We start from the raw sequence: 18,608 nt of genomic DNA, 5'->3' as shown, positions 1-18,608 counted from the left end.
ATTCGACATACGAGGAGGGTCTGATGGCACGGTTCCGGGCAATCGCGCTGAACTGGGGACCGACGATCGTGTTGAACGTCGTCCTGCCCTACCTGACGTACACGGTGCTGACCGACCGCGGCGTGTCGACGGTCGCCGCGCTCGCGATCTCCGGAGTCTGGCCCGCCGTCGAGGTGCTCGGCATCTTCCTGATCAAGCGTCGCGTCGACGACTTCGGCGTGCTCGCGCTGATCGTGGTCGGGCTCGGCGTGCTGAGCGCGCTCGTGTTCCGCAGCGCGGAGCTGGTGCTGGTCAAGGACTCGGCGGCCACCGGCCTGTTCGGCCTGGTGCTGCTCGGGTCGCTGCTGACGCGCCGCCCGCTGATGTTCTACTTCGGCCGGAAGTTCGGCACCGACGGCACCGAGGAGGGGCTGGCCAAGTGGAACGCCCTCTGGCAGTACGCCGGCTTCCGCCGGACGCAGCGCGTCCTCACCCTCGTGTGGGGCGTCGTGTACCTCGCCGAGGCGGTCGCACGCGTCGTCCTGTCGTACGTGCTGCCCACCTCGACGATGGTCCTGATCTCCACGGTGCTGCCCATCGTGGTCACGGCCGCGCTCGTGACCTGGACCATCGTGTACGCACGCCGCAGCCGGGCCGCCGCCGTGCGCCGCAACCCGGCGGCGTTCTCCACCTGAGATCGATGCTCCCCAGGGGCTGGGGCCGGTCAGTCGGTGCCGAGCTCCATCGCGGCGCGGTCGAGCATCTCGTCCTCCTCGGAGACCTCACCGCGTGAGGCGATGGCCTCGGCGCCACCCTCCGGCATCGCACCGATCAGCTCGGTCGAGGCCGCTACGGGGATGCCGATGAGCGCGTGGTGGGTGGTGCCGACCATGCCGAGGCTGGCGTACTGCTCAAGCTTGGCGCGCGAGTCGGCGATGTCCAGGTTGCGCATGGTGAGCTGGCCGATCCGGTCCACCGGGCCGAACGCCGAGTCCTCGGTGCGCTCCATCGACAGCTTGTCGGGGTGGTAGCTGAAAGCCGGGCCGGAGGTGTCCAGGATCGAGTAGTCCTCACCGCGCCGCAGCCGCAGCGTCACCTCGCCGATGACCGCCGTGCCGACCCAGCGCTGCAGCGACTCCCGGATCATCAACGCCTGCGGGTCGAGCCAGCGGCCCTCGTACATCAACCGGCCGAGCCGCCGTCCCTCGTTGTAGTAGTTGGCCAGGGTGTCCTCGTTGTGGATCGCGTTGACCAGCCGCTCGTAGGCCGCGTGCAGCAACGCCATCCCGGGCGCTTCGTAGATGCCACGGCTCTTGGCCTCGATCACCCGGTTCTCGATCTGGTCCGACATGCCTATGCCGTGCCGTCCACCGATCGCGTTGGCCTCCATCACCAGGTCGATCGGGGTGGCGAACTCCTTGCCGTTGATCGTCACCGGCCGGCCCTGGTCGAACCCGATGGTCACGTCCTCGGTGGCGATCTCGACGTCGGGATCCCAGAACCGCACGCCCATGATCGGGTCCACGGTCTCGATGCCGTTGTCGAGGTGCTCCAGGGTCTTGGCCTCGTGGGTGGCGCCCCAGATGTTGGCGTCGGTCGAGTAGGCCTTCTCGGTGCTGTCGCGGTAGGGCAGGCCGTGGACCAGCAGCCACTCCGACATCTCCTTGCGCCCGCCGAGCTCGGACACGAAGTCCGCGTCCAGCCAGGGCTTGTAGATGCGCAGGTGGGGGTTCGCGAGCAGCCCGTAACGGTAGAACCGTTCGATGTCGTTGCCCTTGAACGTCGAGCCGTCGCCCCAGATCTGCACGTCGTCCTCGAGCATCGCCCGCACCAGCAGCGTCCCCGTGACAGCACGACCGAGCGGCGTGGTGTTGAAGTAGGGGCGCCCAGCCGAACGGATGTGGAACGCACCGCAGGCGAGCGCGGCCAAGCCCTCCTCGACCAGCGCCGCCCGGCAGTCGACCAGGCGCGCGAGCTCGGCCCCGTACTTCGCCGCACGACCGGGCACCGAGGCGATGTCGGGCTCGTCGTACTGGCCGATGTCGGCGGTGTAGGTGCACGGGACGGCGCCCTTGTCGCGCATCCACGCGACAGCGACCGAGGTGTCGAGACCGCCCGAGAAGGCGATGCCGACACGCTCGCCGGTGGGCAGGGAGGTGAGAACCTTGGACATGAGAGAGAGTATGCATTGAAACGCATGCTCATGCAAAGCCCGCTCGCCCACGACTTCGGCGACTTGCTGGTTCTAGGCGTTGGTGTCGTCGTATGCCAGGTCGTCGCCCCCCAGCTCGCGGGAGGCCTGGGCCTGTGCCAGCAGTTCCCGGGCCTTGCCCTCGACGGCCTGGATCGCGTCCGCGCCGGCGACCAAGCGCAGCGGCGGCTCGTCCCGGTCGGCGATGGTCAGCAGGGCCCGGGCGAGCTTGGCGGGGTCACCGGACTGCCGGCCGTTCATGCCCTTCCAGGCCTCGATCGTCGGGGCGGTCCGCGGGGCGTAGTCGTCGATGGACAGCTCGGGCCAGTTGGTGGAGGCGTCCACGAGCAACTCGGTACGGAAGAAGCCGGGCTCCACGATCGTGGTGTGGATGTTGTAGGGGGCGACGTCGTAGCGCAGCGACTCCATCCACCCCTCCACCCCGAACTTGGAGGCGGCATACGCGGCGCAGAACTCCTGGCCGATCAGGCCGGCGGACGAGGAGATGGTGATGACGTGGCCGGCGCGCTGTTGACGCATGATCGGCAGGACTGCGCGGGTGACGTTCATCGGACCGAAGAGGTTGGTCTCGATCTGCCGGCGCAGCTGCGCGGGCGAGATCTCCTCGAAGTAGCCGGCGAAGAAGTTCCCGGCATTGTTGACCAGGACGTCGATACGTCCGAAGCGGCCGACCGCGGCCTGTGCGGCTGCCTGCGCGTCCGCCAGGCTGGTGACGTCCAGCTTCGCGACCAGCAGGTTGTCCTGCGGCCCGCCCAGAGTCTGCTCGACGGCCTCGGGGCGGCGGCCGGTGGCGACGACCTGGTGGCCGGCGGCGAGTGCCTCGCGGGCGATGTCCGTGCCCAGACCGCGTCCGGCACCGGTGACGAAAATGACCTTGCTCATGAGATTCCTTCGCTGTTGTGAGGGTCGCCGGATGCGGTCAAACCTGTTCGGTGGGCATGATCCACAGCTCGGCGACGGCTGCATGGCGCGGACGGGTGACCATGTAGGCGACGCCGTCGGCGATGTCCTCCGGAGCGAGGACCTCGGTCTGCTCGTAGAAGGGGTCGATCATCTCGTTGCGGACCTCGGGCTTGTTGTGCGAGCCGAGTTCGGTCGCCACACCACCCGGTTCGAGGACGCCGACGCGTATGTGCCGCTGGGCGACTTCCTGACGCAGGGACTCGGTGAATCCGTTCACCCCGAACTTGGTCAGGTTGTAAACGCCGTAACCGCTCCACGCCACACGGCCGGCGATCGAGCTGATGTTGACGATGTCGGCCACCCGGCGCGGACCCTCCTCGGCGGCCCGCAGCAGGTGCGGCAGAGCGGTGCGGGTGGTGTGCAGCAGCCCCTTGACGTTGACCGCGATCATGCGCTCCCACTCCTCGGCGTCCGCGCCGACGACCGGGCCGAGAAGCATCAGGCCGGCATTGTTGACCAGGGTGTCCAACCGTCCGAATCGCTCGACAGCCTGCTGCACGGCCGCCTCGGCCTGGACGCGGTCGGTGATGTCCGCCGCCACCACCAGCGCGGTGCCACCCGCCTTGCCGATCTCGGCCGCGAGGGCGTCGAGGCGTTCATGGCGGCGGGCCACGAGGGCGACGGAGGCCCCGTGCTCGGCGAGCCGGCGGGCGGTGGCGGCGCCGATACCGCTGCTCGCGCCGGTGACGAGGGCGGCGGTGCCGGTCAGTTTCGCTGTCATGGGATGTTGTCCTGTTCTCCAGATGTACGGTGTGTCGGCGCAGGCCTCCCATCAGGTGCCGCACGCCAGGGACCCGCCCCTGAATCCAGGCAATCACCCGACGCCCACCGCACGGCCCCCCGTACGGGGCACTGTTCTTCCGGGGGTCCGTCAGTACCCCTTTCCAGGTCACAGGCCGGCGGGGGCCCGTCGTACGGTGGAACCATGGAGCGCAGTACGGAGATCCGTGAGTTCCTCCGCACCCGCCGGGCCCGGATCACGCCCGACCAGGCCGGCCTCGCCCCGCCCCCGGGGACCCGCCGCGTGCCGGGGCTGCGCCGCGAGGAAGTCGCCCAGCTCGCCGGGGTCAGCGTCGACTACTACATCCGCCTGGAGCGGGGCCGCACCCAGGGCGTCTCCGAAACCGTCCTGGAGGCCGTCGCCCGCGCCCTGCACCTGGACGACACCGAACGCGCCCACCTCTTCGATCTCGCTCAGCCCACCACGGCCCGGTCCCGCCGCCGCCGGCCGCTCAGCCCGCAGAGAGTCCGCCCGACCCTGTACCGGGCCCTGGACGCGCTCAGCGTCCCCGCGATCATCCAGGGGCGGCGCATGGACGTCCTGGCGGCCAATCGACTCGGCTACGCCCTCTTCACCGACTTCGAAGCCCGGCCCCACCGTGAGCGCAACTTCGCCCGCTTCGTCTTCCTCGACGAGGCCGCTCGCACGCTGTACGCCGACTGGGACCGCGCCGCCGGCGACTGCGTGGCCACGCTGCGCCTGTACGCCGGACGCCACCCCGATGACCCACAGCTGACCGAGCTGATCGGCGAGTTGTCCGTGCGCAGCGACGCCTTCCGCCGCCTGTGGGCCGACCACGACGTCCTCGCCCACACCACCGGCACCAAACGCCTGCATCACCCGCTCGTCGGCGACCTGACCCTCGACTACGTGGTCCTGGCCGTCGAGGACGACCCCGACCAGACCCTCGTCATCCTGACCCCCGAGCCCGCCACCCCCTCCGCCGAAGCCCTCAACATCCTCGCCAGCTGGACCAGCGCAGCGCCACCGGGCCCTTCTAGAGAGCAGCGTGAGAGAGGAGGATAGACGCCATGGGAGATGAGCAGATCCCGACCATAGGCAGATGTCATGCGTGCAAGCGCGCCTTCCGCTTTAACCCGGCAACCGTCACGACCGCCATGATCGACCCCGAGACCGGCCTTCTTCCAGGCATGACCGTGTTAGGCACCGTCCGTGAGCCGACAGCGGAAGCCCTGGCCAGATCGGTCAAGGAACCCATCTGCCCTGACTGCGTGAAGAGGGCCAGCGATTTCCTGCACCCGCCCGCTCTCCAATTCGACGCATGGCCACGAGGCAACCCGGACCGTGACTGAAACCGCGCCCACCACATGGCTGTGCGATCATCATGCCCATGACGTCGATCAGAAAGGGCCATGCCGCGTAGGCGCCCTTCCGAGGTCCGTACGCGTGGATCGGTGTGCGGAGCCCACAGAGCCCTGATCCACCAGGTCCCCGGCTTCGGCCAGCGGCCCATGGCCGCGGTGATCGCCCTCGAACACACCCGGTTGCGGCCAGGCGAGGTGGCGGCGGCCCTCGTCGCCTGGCAGGCGGCCGTCCTGCTCGGGACCGCTGACCGGGTCGAATGTATCTGCATGTGCGAGGAGTGCAACGGAGAGGCACCCCGCTGGCGACTTCAACAGGCTCTCATCGCCTTGCCGCCGTGGGTCCAACCGTATCTGTACGCGTTGGTCCACCCAGTCGATCAATACTTCCTCCGTCGAACGGCGCCGGTGCCGTATATGTCGCCGGACGTGCCGTGGTGGCAACGACGGCGCTTGCATCCGCGCAGAGACAGCCCCGTACAGTTCCCCGCCTAGCAGCCGACCCGCGACTACAGCTGAGCCGCGTCAGTCCAGGCAGAACTCGTTGCCCTCGGGGTCCGTCATCACGATGTTGCCCCCGCTCATCGGAGGATCAGGCTCGTAACGACGTACCCGCGTCGCTCCCAGCGCGACGAGCCTGTCGCACTCGGCCTCCAGTGCCGCCATCCGCTCCTCCCCCTGCAGTCCGGGAGCGGCGCGGACGTCGAGGTGGACGCGGTTCTTGGCGACCTTGTCCTCCGGCACCTGCTGGAAGAACAGCCGTGGGCCGTGCCCGTCCGGGTCCTCGATGGCCGATCTGGTGTTGCGCTGCTCCTCCGGTACGCCGACCCGGGCGAGGAAGTCGTCCCACGCGGCCAGCGGGTCGGCGCCCTCGGGCAGGTCGACGCCGGGCGGGGCCGGGTGGACGTAGCCCAGTACGTCGCGCCAGAAGGACGACAGCGCTCGCGGGTCGTGGGCGTCGAAGGTGACCTGGATGTGGCGGCTCATGGAGTCACTCCGTTCGTGTGCAGGTAGAGGTCGCGCAGCAGGCAGACCTCGGACAGGTGGTGGATCAGCTCGCGGTGGATGTGCAGCACCAGATCGGCCGTGGACGCCTCGGGGTAGGGCTCCTTCGCGCCTACCGGGACCTGGAGGCCGGCCGCGCCGAGGCCGCGTACCCCGGTCAGCCAGACGTCGAGCTGGGACTCGAGCTGGTCGAGCGCGGTGGCCGCGCTGCCGGCGTACTCCCAGGTCTCGTACGACGCCGTCGGCGCGCCGAAGTGCGCCGCGTTGCGCGCGGCGAGCACGCCGACGATGACATGACCGAGTCGCCAGGCGATCGTGGTGAAGGCCGCGGGGACCGGCTGCGGGAAGGCGTAGTCCATCGTGAAGTCCCCGGCACCTGCCTGTACGGGCGCCGTCGAGCTGCCGCGCGGCCGCACGCTCCAGGCGTCCGGCACCGGCGACCAGAAGTACTCGTCGTCGGTGAGGCCGTCGAGCCGGGCTCGGACCTGATGGTTCCAATGGAACTCCCACTGCTCGCGCAGCGTATGGTTCCAGTCGAGTTCGTCTGCGTCCATGGAGTCACCCTGACACCCCTGGCGGACAGGATCGGTCCGCTATCTCTGGCAGGGTGTGGGACATGGACCTGGCAAGCGGTGCGGATCGCGGTACGACGGAGCGAGTGCTCACCCTGCTCGGGCTGCTGCAGCAGCGCCAGGTCTGGACCGGCCCCGAGCTCGCCGAACGGCTCGGGGTCACGCCACGCACGATACGACGTGATGTCGAGCGGCTGCGCACGCTCGGCTATCTGGTGCATGCCGGCCAGGGTGTCGGCGGCGGCTACCAGCTCGGCCCGGGGCAGGACCTGCCGCCGCTGCTGCTCGACGACGAGGAGGCGATCGCCACCGCCGTCTCGCTGCTCGTCGGCGCGGGTGGCGCGGTCGCCAGCGCCGGCGACGCCGCGCTCCGGGCGCTGACCAAGCTCGACCGAGTGCTGCCCACCCGGTTGCGGCACGAGGTGCGCGCGCTCTCCGGCTCGGTGGAGTCCTTCGGCGGCGGCCGTACGCCGGTGGACTCCGAGGTGCTCATGACGCTGGCCAGAGCCTGCCGCGACGAGGTCGAGGCCGGCTTCGACTATCCGTCCGGGAGTGAGGTACGACGACGGCGGATCGAGCCCTACCGCCTGGTCGCCTCCGACCGGCGCTGGTACCTGTTCGCCTACGACCTCGATCGCGACGACTGGCGCAGCTTCCGCGTCGACCGGATGACCGACGTGTCCGTCCGGACCTGGCACTTCCGCCCGCGCGCGGCGCCCGACGCGGCCACGTACGTGCAGGAGAGTGTGGCGAGCCGGGTCTACCCGCACCAGGCGCGCTTCCTCGTGCACGCGTCGGCCGACACGGTGCGCGCGCAGATTCCGGCGTCGGCGGCGGTCGTACGGCGGCGCGGCGCCGAGCTCTGCGAAGTGCTCAGTGGCGCCGGCAGCCTCGACTTCGTGCTCATGCACGTGCTCCTGCTGGGGCACGACTTCGAGGTGCTCGACCCCCCGGAGCTCGGCGGACGCTGTCGGGCGCTGGCGGAGAGACTGCTGTCGGCCGGTGCGGCGATCTCACCGGCGCCGGACCTGGACGAGTCATGAGCGGCGGTCAGCCGAGCCAGCGGCCGTCGCGCATGAGGTCGCGGCCCCGCAACTCGTTCGCCTCCCGCCAGGCCTGGATGCGCCGTGGCCGGATCAGGAAGTACTGGTAGGGCTCGTCGAGTTCGCGCGGGTCGAAACCGGTCTTGGCCGCGAACGCGTCGCCCGTCTCCGGGGCGAGGTCGGCGAGGTGCACCGGCTCGGCGGTGCCGTCGACGACCACGACGTCGCGCGTCGGCCCGAGACCGAGGCGTACCCGGCCGTCCGCCAGCAGGTTGCGGCCGGTGACCGAGGCGCTCGGCGTCGAGATGAGGAACGCGGTCCCGTCCCAGAGGTAGGAGAGCGGGATGAGGTGGACGCCCGCCGAGCCCGGCGTCGCGACCCAGAGATTGACGTCTGCCTCCAGTCTCGCGCGAGTGTCCCGCAGCCTCTCCTCGAGCTCACGCGGCGGCGCGCCGGTCATGCCGCGGCCTCCCATGCGAACCCGTCCGGGTCGATGAAAGACTCGGCATCGCTGCCGAGCGTGATCCGATGCGATCCGGTGCCGTCCATGGGGACGCCGACATCCTTGGCGAGGGCACGGCGCCCGTACAGCGCCAGCTTGACCGGACTCGACTCGGTGGCGAACTCGACGTACTTGCGGCCGAAGCTCTTCGCCACGACAAGGCCCTGGTCGACGTAGAACCGCTTGCTCGCGGCCACGTCCGTGGCACCCAGCAGGAGCACCATCTCGTCGAACTGCTGAGGGGCAGGCCCGGTGTCCTTCTTCTCCGACGTCGCGATCTTCCAGATCGTCCCGTCCGGGGCCTGTACGACGCCGCCGTAGCCCCAGAACGACTTCGCGGCGGGCTTCAGCGACGTGGCGCCGGCGTCGAGGGCGGCGCCGATGAAGGCGTTGACGGTGGCGGGCTGGGACACCGTGAGCGACAGCACGAACCCACGGAAGCCGGTCGCCGGCACCTCCGAGGCCCGCAGGCGCACGTGAGCGCCCAGACCGAAAGCGGTGTAGAAGCGGCTGGCGGCCTCGGTGTCGGCCACTTCGAGGGTGAGGGATGCGATGGAAGTCATGGCCGTCACGCTAGTTGCGGCTCGATGACCGGCGCTTCTCGATTCCTGACCGGTCTCGTCACCTGCTTCGCCACGCACGACGGCATCCCCGCCGCGCCGCCCGCCGCCTGGCGTTGGTAGGCGCTGGGCGGCATGCCGACCAGCTCGGTGAAACGAGTGCTGAACGTGCCCAGCGACGAGCAGCCGACCGCGAAACAGACCTCGGTGACGCTGAGGTCGCCACGACGCAGCAGCGCCATCGCGCGCTCGATGCGCCGCGTCATCAGATAGGAGTACGGCGACTCGCCGTACGCGAGCCGGAACTGCCGGCTGAGATGCCCGGCCGATATGTGCACGCCACGGGCGAGCGCCTCGACGTCCAGCGGCTGCGCGTACTCCCGATCGATCCGATCGCGGACCCTGCGCAGCCGGGCGAGATCGTTCAGGCGCTGTGCCGCGGTGAGCGCGCGCCCCCATGCGGGATGGCACATGAGAGAACTCCTTTCAGCGCAGCTCTTGGATGCGGACCAGGTTGCCCGCGGGGTCGCGGAAGGCGCAGTCGCGGACGCCGTACGGCTGCTCCGTCGGCTCCTGGACGACCTCGGCGTCGCCGGCCTGCAGCTTCTCGAAGGTGTCGTCGAGGTCACGGGTGGCCAGCAGGATCCAGCCGTAGGTGCCCTTGGCCATCATCTCGGTGATGGTGCGGCGCTCGTCCTCGGTGATGCCGGGGTCGGCGGCCGGCGGCGCCAGGAGGATGGAGGTGCCGGGCTGGCCGACGGGGCCGACCGTGATCCAGCGCATCGTGCCCTGCCCGACGTCGCTGCGTACCTCGAAGCCGAGGGTGTCGCGGTAGAAGGCCAGGGCGGCGTCCGGGTCGTCATGCGGGAGGACGGTTGTGTGAATGGTGAGGTCCATAGCCGTCCACACTAGCTACAGCTCGATGACCAGCGCTTCTCCGATCCTGCTCGATCAAGCCACCGTCCACGGCCGGAGCTTCTCGGGGTTGCGTACCGCCCAGATGTGCTTGATCCGGTCGCCTGCGACGTCGAACGCCATCACCATCTCGGTGACGCCGTCCCGCTGACCGATCAGGCCGGGCTGGCCGTTGACCGTACGCTCCAGGATCACCAGATCGGCCGCCCTGATGGCGATGTCGATGGCGTAGCGCGCGATGTCCTCACTGCCCTGGATGGGGTGGAGCACGGCGCTGACCAGGCCGCCGCCGTCGGCGATCGCCGTGGCGTCCGGGTCGAGCAGGCTGATGAGGGCGGCGATGTCCTTGGCCTGCCATGCCTGCTTGAAGTCCCGGACGATGCCGGCCTGCCGCACCGCTGGAGTCGCGGGCGCCTGCGACGTGCGAATGCGCCGGCGGGCCGAGGAGGCCAGCTGGCGGCAGGCCGCGGGCGTACGGCCGACGATCTCGGCCACTTCGGCGAAGGAGTGGCAGAAGACGTCGTGCAGGATGAACGCGACGCGTTCGGCCGGGGTCATCGATTCGAGCACGACGAGGAAGGCCATGTTGATCGACTCGTCGAGCGTGACCCGTTCGGCCGGATCGACCGCGGTGCCGCCCGGCCGCGCGCTGATCCACTCCGTACGATCGGGCAGCGGCTCAGGGATCCATTCGCCCACGTAGCGTTCCCGCCGGGCCCGTGCCGAGCCGAGCAGGTCCAGGCAGATGCGACTGGCCACCGTCGTCAGCCAGGCACCGGGCGATTCGATGGCGTCCTGTTGCTGCCGGGACATGGCGTACCAGCGGGTGTAGGTCTCCTGGACGACATCCTCGGCATCGGCCAGGGAGCCGAGCAGCCGGTACGCCAGATTGATCAGCTGACGCCGCTCGCTCATGATCGCGCTCAGGCTCGGATCTGGGGTGGTCATGGTGTCGTCGGCTCCCTTGGTCGCAGCTGCCCTCACCCATTCGACGAAACAGCGCCCTGAACTGTGAGGTCTCACATTCCCAGCGGTTGTGTCGTCGGCTACTGAAACACCGCTGAAATCGAGAGAGGAAGACCTCGCGATGTCCACACCCACGACCGATCTTCGATCGCGTATGCCCGACCCCACCCAGTTCTTTCCCGAGGTGGGAAGCATCGCCGGGGCCATGTCCAAGGCCGCCCTGAACGGTGCGATTCCGCAGACCACCGTGGGTCTGGTGCAGCTCCGCGCCGGGCAGATCGTCGGCGCCACGTACCATACCGTCCGGCAGACCGGCCTCCTCCGCAAGGCCGGGGAGACGGAGGAGCGCATCACCGCCGTGGCATCATGGCGGGACGCCCCCTACTTCACCGATGCCGAACGGGTCGCGCTGGAGCTCCTGGAGGCCGTCCTCACCCCGAACCCGTTCGGGGAGCGTGTCCCCGACGAGCTGTACGCCAGGGCATCCGCCCACTACGACGACAAGGCACTCTGGACGCTTACCTTGGTGATCGGTCAGATCTGCTTCTTCATCCCCGTCGCTCTCATCGCCAAGCCGATCCCTGGTAAGCCCTTGGGGAAGAATTACCGCACGTAACGGAAAGGGGAGCATCCACGCCTTTCCACTCTCAACGTATAGCGCACTGGGGGGCTTGCGGCAAGACCCGGGTCGTGCCTCATGATTACCGACCGTAGGGCCAGAACCTGCGGAAATGGGGGGTACGAAATGCGGGTGTCGTTGTCGACATGGGGATCGCGCGGGGACGTCGAACCGCTGGCCGCTCGGCCCGACGGTGACCGCGAAGCTGCTGCTCGACGCGGTCAGCCAGTAAAGACGCGCCAGCGACCTCAGATCGGAGCCAATCACGTGAACCCGCTGACCACCAGCGCGTTTGACCTTCCCGACCACCTCTCTCCCAAGGCCGACCCGAAGCTGATCGCCGGCGACGAGCAGCACTTCGCGGCCATCGCGGACAGCCTTGAGCAGGCGATCGCCGACCTGTCCGACCGCCTCGCCGCCGAGCGCAAGGCGCCCGGCGGCAAGGGCCGGCAGGCGTTGGACCGGGACCTGGAGGTCCACCGGCTGACCTCCCGCCTGCGCGCACTGCGCCGCTTCGGCCTGGACCTGTGCCTCGGGCATATAGTCAGCGCGGACGACCCCGAGCCCGTGTACATCGGACGACTTGGCCTTACGGACAGAGAGGGTCGCCGGCTGCTGCTCGACTGGCGCTCCCCCGCGGCCGAGCCGTTCTTCGGAGCCACCCACGGCAACCCGATGGGCCTGGCAAGCCGCCGCAGGTACCGCTGGACCCGCGGCCGGATCAGCGACTACTGGGACGAGGTGTTCACCTCGGACGGGTTCGAAGGGCACGCCGCGCTCGACGACCAGTCCGCCTTCATCGCCAGCCTGGGCGGCAACCGGTCGGCCAGGATGCGAGACGTGCTCGGCACCATCCAGGCCGACCAGGACGCCATCATCCGCGCGGGATCCAGCGGCGCTCTCGTCGTCGACGGCGGTCCGGGTACGGGGAAGACCGTCGTCGCCCTGCACCGCTCCGCCTACCTTCTCTACTCCGACCCTCGCCTCGGTCACCGCCGGGGCGGGGTGCTGTTCGTCGGTCCGCACCAGCCCTACCTGGCCTACGTCGCCGATGTCCTGCCCAGCCTCGGAGAGGAGGGCGTACAGACCTGCACCCTGCGGGACCTCGTCGCCGAGGGAGCCGCGGCCGCGATCGAGCCCGACCCGGACGTGGCCCTGCTGAAGTCGTCCGCGAACCTGGTGAAGGCGATCGAGCCGGCCGTCAGGTTCTACGAGAACCCGCCCACCAAGGGACTGACGGTCACGACCCCCTGGTCCGACATCCGGCTGAGCGCCGACGACTGGGCCGAGGCGTTCGAAGCGGCGGAACCCGGCACTCCGCACAACGAGGCACGCGACCAGATTTGGGAGGAGCTGCTCACGATCCTGGCCGACAAGCACGACAACGAGGACATCTCGCCTGACCTGCTCCGCAAGTCACTGCTGCGGAACAGGGAGCTGCTCACGATCTTCAACCGCGCGTGGCCGCTGATCGAAGCGGCAGACCTCGTCGGAGACCTGTGGACGGTCCCCGCCTACCTGCGGATGTGCGCTCCCTGGCTCACCCCCGATGACGTGCGGCGACTGCAGCGTGCGGACGCCCAGGCCTGGACGGTGTCCGACCTGCCGCTCCTGGACGCGGCCCGGCAACGCCTCGGCGACCCGGAGGCGGCGCGACGCAAGCGCCGGCAGAAGGCCGCTGTCGCCGCCGAACGCGAGCGCATGGCCAGTGTCGTCGACAACCTGCTCGAGGCCGATGACGACGGTGAAGGCGCGGTGACGATGCTTCGCGGACACGACCTACGGGACGCCCTGGTCGACGAGGCCGCACTGCTCAGCACCGAACCGGACCTGCTCGCCGGCCCGTTCGCCCACGTCGTCGTGGACGAGGCGCAGGAGCTGACCGACGCGGAGTGGCAGATGCTGCTGCTGCGCTGCCCGTCCCGGAGCTTCACCATCGTCGGGGACCGAGCCCAGGCCAGGCACGGGTTCACGGAGTCGTGGCAGGAACGGCTCGAACGGATCGGGCTCGACCGGATCAACCTGGCCTCCCTGAGCATCAACTACCGGACCCCGGAAGAGATCATGGCGGAAGCCGAGCCGGTCATCCGGGCCGTGCTCCCGGACGCCAACGTGCCGACCTCCATCCGCGGCAGCGGCGTCCCCGTCGTACACGGATCCACTTCGGACCTGGGCTCGATCCTCGACACCTGGCTCGCCGCCCATGCCGACGGGATCGCCTGCGTCATCGGCGACCCCACGTTCCGGGCGACGTCCCGCGTCCGGTCGCTGACTCCGGAGCTGTCGAAGGGGCTCGAGTTCGACCTGGTCGTCCTCATCGACCCGGAGTCGTTCGGCGAGGGCATCGAGGGAGCGGTCGACCGCTATGTCGCGATGACCCGAGCGACCCAGCGGCTCGTCATCCTCACGAGTTCCTGACGTCGGCTGGACGGGTTGATGGCGGTGCCTCGCGAAGCGCGTCCGAGATGGGCTTGGCACCACGATGGGCGGTGTAGCCGCCGTCGATCGGGATCTCGGCGCCCGTGATGTACGACGACTCGTCGCTGACGAGGAAAACGACCAGCGGGGCGACGTCGTCCACGGTGCCGGTGCGGCCGAGCGGGGTCTGGGCCAGGTTGGCCTCGCGGAAGGGCGGGGTGGCAGAGGCGGTCATCGGGGTCTCGATGAAGCCGGGGTGGATGGTGTTGACGCGGATGCCGCGCGGACCGAGTTCCAGGCTGGCGGCGGCGGACAGGCCACGCAGGGCCCATTTGCTGGTGGTATAGGCAATCGGGTAGTGGGCGGTGAGGGCGGCGGCGGAGCCGACGTTGACGATGGAGGCGCCGGCCTCCATCAGGGGTGTGAGGTGCTGGATGCCGAGCAGCGGGCCGGTGAGGTTGACGGCGTGCACCCTGGACATATCGGCTTCGGTCACTTCGTCGAGGCGGGCGCGCCAAGTGATGCCGGCGTTGTTGACCAGACCGTCCACCCGGCCGTGCGTGGCGCTCAGCCACGTCGCCAGTTCTGCCCAGGAGGCGGCGTCGGTGACGTCCAGGCGGCGGCCGGTGCTGCCCTCCAGCTCGGGCGGGACAAGGTCGGTGGCGACGACCTCGGCACCTTCCCGGGCCAGGGCGACGGCCTCGGCCGCACCCTGGCCGCGGGCGGCTCCGGTGACCACGACGACCTTGCCCTGTACGCGGTTCATGTAGCTCCTAAGGACGGCGCCGCAGGCGAGGGCGTGCCTTCGGCAGCGGCACCGGGTCCACGCCGGCGACAACGGTGTTGCGGATGGCGCCGATGCCCTCGACAGCGATCTCCACCACGTCTCCGGGTCGCAGTGGGGGTGGGTCCTGCCGGCCGCGCAGTCCCCACAGCTCGGCCAGGCAGCCGCCGTTGCCACAGGTGCCGGAGCCGAGCACGTCGCCGGGGCGGACCCACGTGCCCCGGGAGGCGTAGGCGACCAGGTCCTCGAACGGCCAGCCCATGTTGGACAACAGGTCACGGCCGACCTCGGCCCCGTTCACGGTGACGGTGAGTGCCAGGCGCAAGAAGCCGTCGGTGTCCCGGTACGGCGCCAACTCGTCGGCGGTGACCAGCCAGGGGCCGAGCGTGGTGGCGGTGTCCTTGCCCTTGGCCGGGCCCAGGTTGACCTGCATCTCGCGGGACTGCAGGTCGCGGGCGGACCAGTCGTTCATGATCAGGTACCCGGCGATGTGCTCCCGCGCGGCTTCGGGGGTCAGGTCGCGCCCGGCCCGGCCGATGACGGCGGCAACCTCCAGTTCGAAGTCGAAATCTTGGCAGCCGGGCGGCACCGGCACGTCGTCATGTGGGCCGATGACGGCATAAGGGTTGGTGAAGTAGAAGGCGGGCGCGTCGTACCAGGCGTCGGGCACTCCGGCACGGCCGTCCACGTGCTTGCGCACGCCTTCGACGTGCTCCTCGAAGGCGACGAAGTCACGGACGGTCGGCGGCTGGAACGGCGCCAGCAGCCGCACCTCGGGCAGCGGGACCGGCTCCCCTGTGGGCTCCACGTCGAGGCGGCCCTGCCGGAGCAGGCCGAGCAGGTCGCCGTGCACCGGGGCGACCATGCCGCCTGCCACGACGCCGCAGCGGACGTGGCCCTCGTGGGTGTAGGTGGCCAGGCGCATCAGACGGGCGGGGCGACGAACACGCCGCGGTCGACGTCGTTGAACGATTCCTTGGCGATCAGCTCGTTCATGGGGTTGGCGGTGCCCCACTGGTCGGTGACCTCGGGCTGGGAGAAGTCGTGGACGTGCGGGTGCCAGGCGTCCTCGTCCAGTTCCTCCAGCTCGGTGGTGTACTCGACGGTGTTGCCGTGCGGGTCGAGGAAGTAGGAGAAGGTGTTGTCGCCGGCGAGGTGGCGGCCGGGGCCCCAGATCATGTGGACGCCGGCGCGCAGCAGCCTGCCTGTCCCGTACATGTACTCGTCCAGCCCGCGCAGCTCGAAACTGACGTGATGCAGGGAGGCGTGCGGGCCGCGGGCGATGGCCATGCTGTGGTGCTGGGGGTTGCAGCGCATGAAGTGCATGACCTGGCCCATGTGGGGGTGGGCGAGGGTGTCGGAGAGGGCGAAGCCGAGGTGGGTCTCGTACCAGGTGCGGGTCGCGTCGATGTCGGGCGCGTTGAGCACCACGTGAGAGAGGCGGACCGGCACCGACTCCTTGGCCTCCAGCTTGCGGTGCCCGCGCACGGCGACGTCCGCGGAGACCTCGATGGTACGGCCGTCGAGGTCGAAGAAGCGGAAGCCGTACCCGCCGCCGGGGGTGTCCATCTTGCCGGGCTCGGTGATGAGCCTGACCTCGGCGGCGCGCAGCCGTTCGGCCAGGGCGTCCACGTCGGCGGGGCTCGCGGCGCCGAAGGAGACCAGGTCCAGGCGCTTCTCCTCCGCCTTGCGCAGCCGGATGACGTACCGCTCGGGCGAGCCCTCGGCGGCCAGGAAGCTGATCCCCGAGTCGTTGGCGACCTCGGTCAGGCCCCAGACGCCGGAGTAGAAGTCTCGCTGCTTGTCGTAATCGGGCACGGCGAGAGCGACGTGCCGCAAATGAGTGATGAGTCTCATGAGCCGTCCTTCAGGTCGAACAGGCGGATGGCGTTACCGCCGCGGATGGCGTCGAAGGTCGTGGAGTCGGGCCCGGCCGCGCGCAGGGCGGCAAGGGGGTCGGGTTCGCCCATGTCGAAGGGGAAGTCGGAGCCGAGCAGCACGCGCTGGGGCCCGGCGGCCCGGACCAGCTCGCGCAGCACGGCCGGGTCGTGCACCAGGGAGTCGAAGTGCAGCAGGCGCAGGTAGCTGCTCGGTTCGCGGGCACAGCCGCGGGCGTCGGGCCGCTCGCGCCAACCGTGGTCGGACCGGCCCAGGTAGTACGGCAGGTAGCCGCCGCCGTGCGCCGCCAGCAGCTTCAGGCCGGGATGCCGGTCGAGCACACCGGAGAAGATCAGGTGGGAGAGGGCGACGGCGTTCTCGACAGGCTGGCCGACGATGTTGGACAGGTACCAGCGGTTCAGACGTTCGTCGAGCGTGCAGCCGAACGGGTGCAGGAACACCACCGCGCCCGACTCTGCGGCGCGCGCCCAGAACGGTTCGTAGGCGGGGTCGGACAGCTCGCGGCCGGGGGCGTGCGAGGAGATCTCCACCCCTTTCAGCCCCAGGTCCAGTGCGTGGTCCAGGGTCTGCGCCATCAGGGCAGGGTGCTGGAGCGGGGCCAGGCCGAGGCCGTACAGGCGGTCGGGCGCCTCGGCCACGTGCCCGGCGACGCCCTCGGCGGCCAGGCGGCACACTTCCCCGGCGAGATCCTGGTCGGCCCAGTAGTGGTAGTGGGAGGGCGACGGGCTGACGATCTGCGCGTCCACGCCCACCTCGTCCATAGCCGTCAGGCGGTCGGCGACCCGGGTGAGCAGGCCGATCCGCTCGCCGACCATCTCGCCCGACACGGCGAGCGCGTCGGGGCCGTTGCGGCGGGCGTCCAGCTCCCGGTGCGCGGCGTGGCCGGGCTGTCCGGCCACTGCCCGCTCGATCTCGGGCAACAGCAGGTGCGCGTGTACGTCCACGGTCGTCATGGGCGCTCGCTCACCATCGCCGCGATCCGTCCCATCAGGCCGGGCACGTCCGCGTCGCGCACCCCGTCGAGCTGCCAGCGCGCGAGCTGTACCGACGCTTCGACCACGGCCTTGACCCGGTCGTGGCGGCGGGCCATGAAGACGTCGAACAGCTCCTCGTCGAGCCGGTCGGCGGCGAGCAGCAGTTCGGCCAAGACGGCGGCGTCCTCCAGGCACTGGGCGGCGCCCTGGGCGAGCGTGGGCGGGCAGGCGTGCGCGGCGTCGCCGATCAGCACGACGCGTCCGCGGTTCCACGGGCGATCCACGAGCAACGACTCGAACCACGTGTAGTTGATGCGCGCCGGGTCGGTGATGTCCTCGCGGATCTCCGCCCAGACCCCGCCGTACCCTTCGGCGAGGGCGCGCATGTGCCCGGCCTTGTCGCCGACGGCCTCCCGGGGACGGGCCTTCTCGACGAGGTAGGCGTACATGGTGTCGTCGCTGGTCGGGCAGTAGCCGGCGATGAAGCAGGGGCCACCGTAGATCAGATCGGTGCGCTCCACCTGCTTGGGGCGGCGGGTGTGGATGCGCCAGATGCCCATGCCGGTCGGCTCGGGCGCCAGGCCGATGCCGATCAGGCCGCGGACCTTGGAGCGGATTCCGTCGGCGCCCACGACCAGGTCGTAGCCGGCGGTCGTGCCGTCGGACAGGCGCACCCGGCCGTCAGCTGTGACGCTGTCCACGGTGAGCCCGTACCTGACACGTACCCCTGCCTCGCGTACGGCGGTGGCAAGGACGGCTGCCAGTTCGGGCCGGTTCATGCCGAGGGTGGCGGGCAGGTCGGCGCCGCCGGTGCGGACGTCGGGGATCTCGGCGAGCAGGCCGCCGTCGGGCGCGCGCAACCCGAGCGTGTCGAACCCGAACCCGGCCGCGCTGACCTGCTCCCAGACGCCGAGGTCGCGCAGCACTCGCAGGGCGTTGCCCTGCAAGGTGATGCCCGAGCCGAACGTGGTCGGGGCCGGCTCGATCTCCGCGATGTCCACGGCGACTCCGGCACGGGCGAGCAGGATCGCCAGGGCCGAGCCGGCGGTGCCGCCGCCGACGATGAGGACGTTCCCTACTGCTGGCATACGGGC

The 18,608-nt window shown here is 70.0% G+C and carries 21 protein-coding genes; 6 read left to right on the top strand and 15 right to left on the bottom strand.

What is annotated here, in order from left to right; all coding sequences use genetic code 11:
• Window positions 1–23 precede the first annotated feature (23 nt).
• Window positions 24–674 carry a VC0807 family protein gene (locus ACGFNP_RS13840; protein WP_358337648.1) on the top strand — a complete coding sequence of 217 codons (651 nt, stop codon included), beginning with the start codon at window positions 24–26 and terminating at the stop codon, window positions 672–674.
• Window positions 675–703: 29 nt separating this feature from the next.
• Here the strand turns inward: ACGFNP_RS13840 and argG are convergent, their stop codons facing one another.
• From argG to ACGFNP_RS13825, 3 genes are all read right to left on the bottom strand, one after another.
• A complete protein-coding gene (argG, locus tag ACGFNP_RS13835) occupies window positions 704–2,152 on the bottom strand; it encodes an argininosuccinate synthase (RefSeq protein WP_393318243.1) in 1,449 nt (482 codons plus the stop codon).
• Between the two features lie 72 nt (window positions 2,153–2,224).
• The gene (locus ACGFNP_RS13830) at window positions 2,225–3,073 is read right to left on the bottom strand and encodes an SDR family oxidoreductase (protein WP_358337654.1); all 849 of its coding nucleotides are present in this window, start codon (window positions 3,071–3,073) and stop codon (window positions 2,225–2,227) included.
• A gap of 37 nt (window positions 3,074–3,110) precedes the next feature.
• Window positions 3,111–3,875 (bottom strand): SDR family NAD(P)-dependent oxidoreductase, encoded by a 765-nt coding sequence (locus ACGFNP_RS13825; protein WP_393318239.1) that lies wholly within the window; start codon window positions 3,873–3,875, stop codon window positions 3,111–3,113.
• Between the two features lie 204 nt (window positions 3,876–4,079).
• On the opposite strand from ACGFNP_RS13825, the gene ACGFNP_RS13820 reads away from it, so the two are divergent.
• Both ACGFNP_RS13820 and ACGFNP_RS13815 read left to right on the top strand, forming a co-directional pair.
• The gene (locus ACGFNP_RS13820) at window positions 4,080–4,961 is read left to right on the top strand and encodes a helix-turn-helix transcriptional regulator (protein ID WP_358337660.1); all 882 of its coding nucleotides are present in this window, start codon (window positions 4,080–4,082) and stop codon (window positions 4,959–4,961) included.
• A 5-nt stretch (window positions 4,962–4,966) separates the two neighbouring features.
• Window positions 4,967–5,248, top strand: a complete 282-nt coding sequence (locus ACGFNP_RS13815; protein ID WP_393318236.1) for a hypothetical protein — start codon at window positions 4,967–4,969, stop codon at window positions 5,246–5,248.
• Window positions 5,249–5,782: 534 nt separating this feature from the next.
• Here the strand turns inward: ACGFNP_RS13815 and ACGFNP_RS13810 are convergent.
• Together ACGFNP_RS13810 and ACGFNP_RS13805 are read right to left on the bottom strand one after the other, a co-directional pair.
• The gene (locus ACGFNP_RS13810) at window positions 5,783–6,244 is read right to left on the bottom strand and encodes a VOC family protein (protein WP_393318233.1); all 462 of its coding nucleotides are present in this window, start codon (window positions 6,242–6,244) and stop codon (window positions 5,783–5,785) included.
• Entirely contained in the window at window positions 6,241–6,816 is a 576-nt protein-coding gene (locus tag ACGFNP_RS13805; protein ID WP_393318230.1) for a DinB family protein, read from the bottom strand. The genes ACGFNP_RS13810 and ACGFNP_RS13805 overlap by 4 nt, the downstream gene beginning before the upstream one ends.
• A gap of 62 nt (window positions 6,817–6,878) precedes the next feature.
• Here ACGFNP_RS13805 and ACGFNP_RS13800 point away from each other — a divergent pair, with 62 nt between their 5' ends.
• On the top strand, window positions 6,879–7,877 hold the full coding sequence (locus ACGFNP_RS13800; RefSeq protein WP_393318227.1) for a helix-turn-helix transcriptional regulator: 999 nt from the start codon (window positions 6,879–6,881) through the stop codon (window positions 7,875–7,877).
• 7 nt (window positions 7,878–7,884) lie between these two features.
• Here ACGFNP_RS13800 and ACGFNP_RS13795 read toward each other — a convergent pair whose 3' ends face one another.
• The 5 genes from ACGFNP_RS13795 to sigJ are packed head-to-tail and all read right to left on the bottom strand — an operon-like array spanning window position 7,885 to window position 10,802.
• A complete protein-coding gene (locus ACGFNP_RS13795; protein ID WP_393318224.1) occupies window positions 7,885–8,337 on the bottom strand; it encodes a pyridoxamine 5'-phosphate oxidase family protein in 453 nt (150 codons plus the stop codon).
• Window positions 8,334–8,942: a glyoxalase gene (locus ACGFNP_RS13790; protein ID WP_358337679.1), complete on the bottom strand. Its 609-nt coding sequence runs from the start codon at window positions 8,940–8,942 to the stop codon at window positions 8,334–8,336. The genes ACGFNP_RS13795 and ACGFNP_RS13790 overlap by 4 nt, the downstream gene beginning before the upstream one ends.
• Before the next feature lie 5 nt (window positions 8,943–8,947).
• Window positions 8,948–9,412 (bottom strand): helix-turn-helix transcriptional regulator, encoded by a 465-nt coding sequence (locus tag ACGFNP_RS13785; RefSeq protein ID WP_358337682.1) that lies wholly within the window; start codon window positions 9,410–9,412, stop codon window positions 8,948–8,950.
• 13 nt (window positions 9,413–9,425) lie between these two features.
• On the bottom strand, window positions 9,426–9,836 hold the full coding sequence (locus tag ACGFNP_RS13780) for a VOC family protein (protein ID WP_358337685.1): 411 nt from the start codon (window positions 9,834–9,836) through the stop codon (window positions 9,426–9,428).
• Between the two features lie 54 nt (window positions 9,837–9,890).
• Window positions 9,891–10,802 (bottom strand): RNA polymerase sigma factor SigJ, encoded by a 912-nt coding sequence (gene sigJ / locus ACGFNP_RS13775; protein WP_393318219.1) that lies wholly within the window; start codon window positions 10,800–10,802, stop codon window positions 9,891–9,893.
• 139 nt (window positions 10,803–10,941) lie between these two features.
• Between sigJ and ACGFNP_RS13770 the strand changes: the two genes are divergently transcribed.
• Both ACGFNP_RS13770 and helR read left to right on the top strand, forming a co-directional pair.
• A complete protein-coding gene (locus ACGFNP_RS13770) occupies window positions 10,942–11,436 on the top strand; it encodes a carboxymuconolactone decarboxylase family protein (protein ID WP_358337691.1) in 495 nt (164 codons plus the stop codon).
• A 270-nt stretch (window positions 11,437–11,706) separates the two neighbouring features.
• Entirely contained in the window at window positions 11,707–13,857 is a 2,151-nt protein-coding gene (gene helR, locus ACGFNP_RS13765) for an RNA polymerase recycling motor ATPase HelR (protein ID WP_393318216.1), read from the top strand.
• Here the strand turns inward: helR and ACGFNP_RS13760 are convergent.
• Genes ACGFNP_RS13760 through ACGFNP_RS13740 form a run of 5 tightly spaced genes read right to left on the bottom strand, consistent with a single transcriptional unit; the run spans window position 13,844 to window position 18,602 of the window.
• Window positions 13,844–14,623 carry an SDR family NAD(P)-dependent oxidoreductase gene (locus ACGFNP_RS13760; RefSeq protein ID WP_393318213.1) on the bottom strand — a complete coding sequence of 260 codons (780 nt, stop codon included), beginning with the start codon at window positions 14,621–14,623 and terminating at the stop codon, window positions 13,844–13,846. The two genes, helR and ACGFNP_RS13760, sit on opposite strands and share 14 nt — an antisense overlap.
• Window positions 14,624–14,630: 7 nt before the next feature.
• Entirely contained in the window at window positions 14,631–15,566 is a 936-nt protein-coding gene (locus tag ACGFNP_RS13755; RefSeq protein ID WP_393318210.1) for a fumarylacetoacetate hydrolase family protein, read from the bottom strand.
• Window positions 15,566–16,498 (bottom strand): VOC family protein, encoded by a 933-nt coding sequence (locus ACGFNP_RS13750; RefSeq protein ID WP_358337703.1) that lies wholly within the window; start codon window positions 16,496–16,498, stop codon window positions 15,566–15,568. The genes ACGFNP_RS13755 and ACGFNP_RS13750 overlap by 1 nt, the downstream gene beginning before the upstream one ends.
• On the bottom strand, window positions 16,495–17,493 hold the full coding sequence (locus ACGFNP_RS13745; RefSeq protein WP_393318207.1) for an amidohydrolase family protein: 999 nt from the start codon (window positions 17,491–17,493) through the stop codon (window positions 16,495–16,497). Before ACGFNP_RS13745 ends, ACGFNP_RS13750 begins: the two co-directional genes overlap by 4 nt.
• Entirely contained in the window at window positions 17,490–18,602 is a 1,113-nt protein-coding gene (locus tag ACGFNP_RS13740) for an FAD-dependent monooxygenase (RefSeq protein WP_358337709.1), read from the bottom strand. The genes ACGFNP_RS13745 and ACGFNP_RS13740 overlap by 4 nt, the downstream gene beginning before the upstream one ends.
• Window positions 18,603–18,608 lie beyond the last annotated feature (6 nt).

The organism is Nonomuraea sp. NPDC049269, assembly GCF_043197155.1.
In the GTDB taxonomy this organism is placed as follows: Bacteria; Actinomycetota; Actinomycetes; order Streptosporangiales; family Streptosporangiaceae; genus Nonomuraea.
The sequence above is the reverse complement of the archived record's forward strand: the minus strand, read 5'-3'. Positions and strand labels throughout refer to the sequence as shown.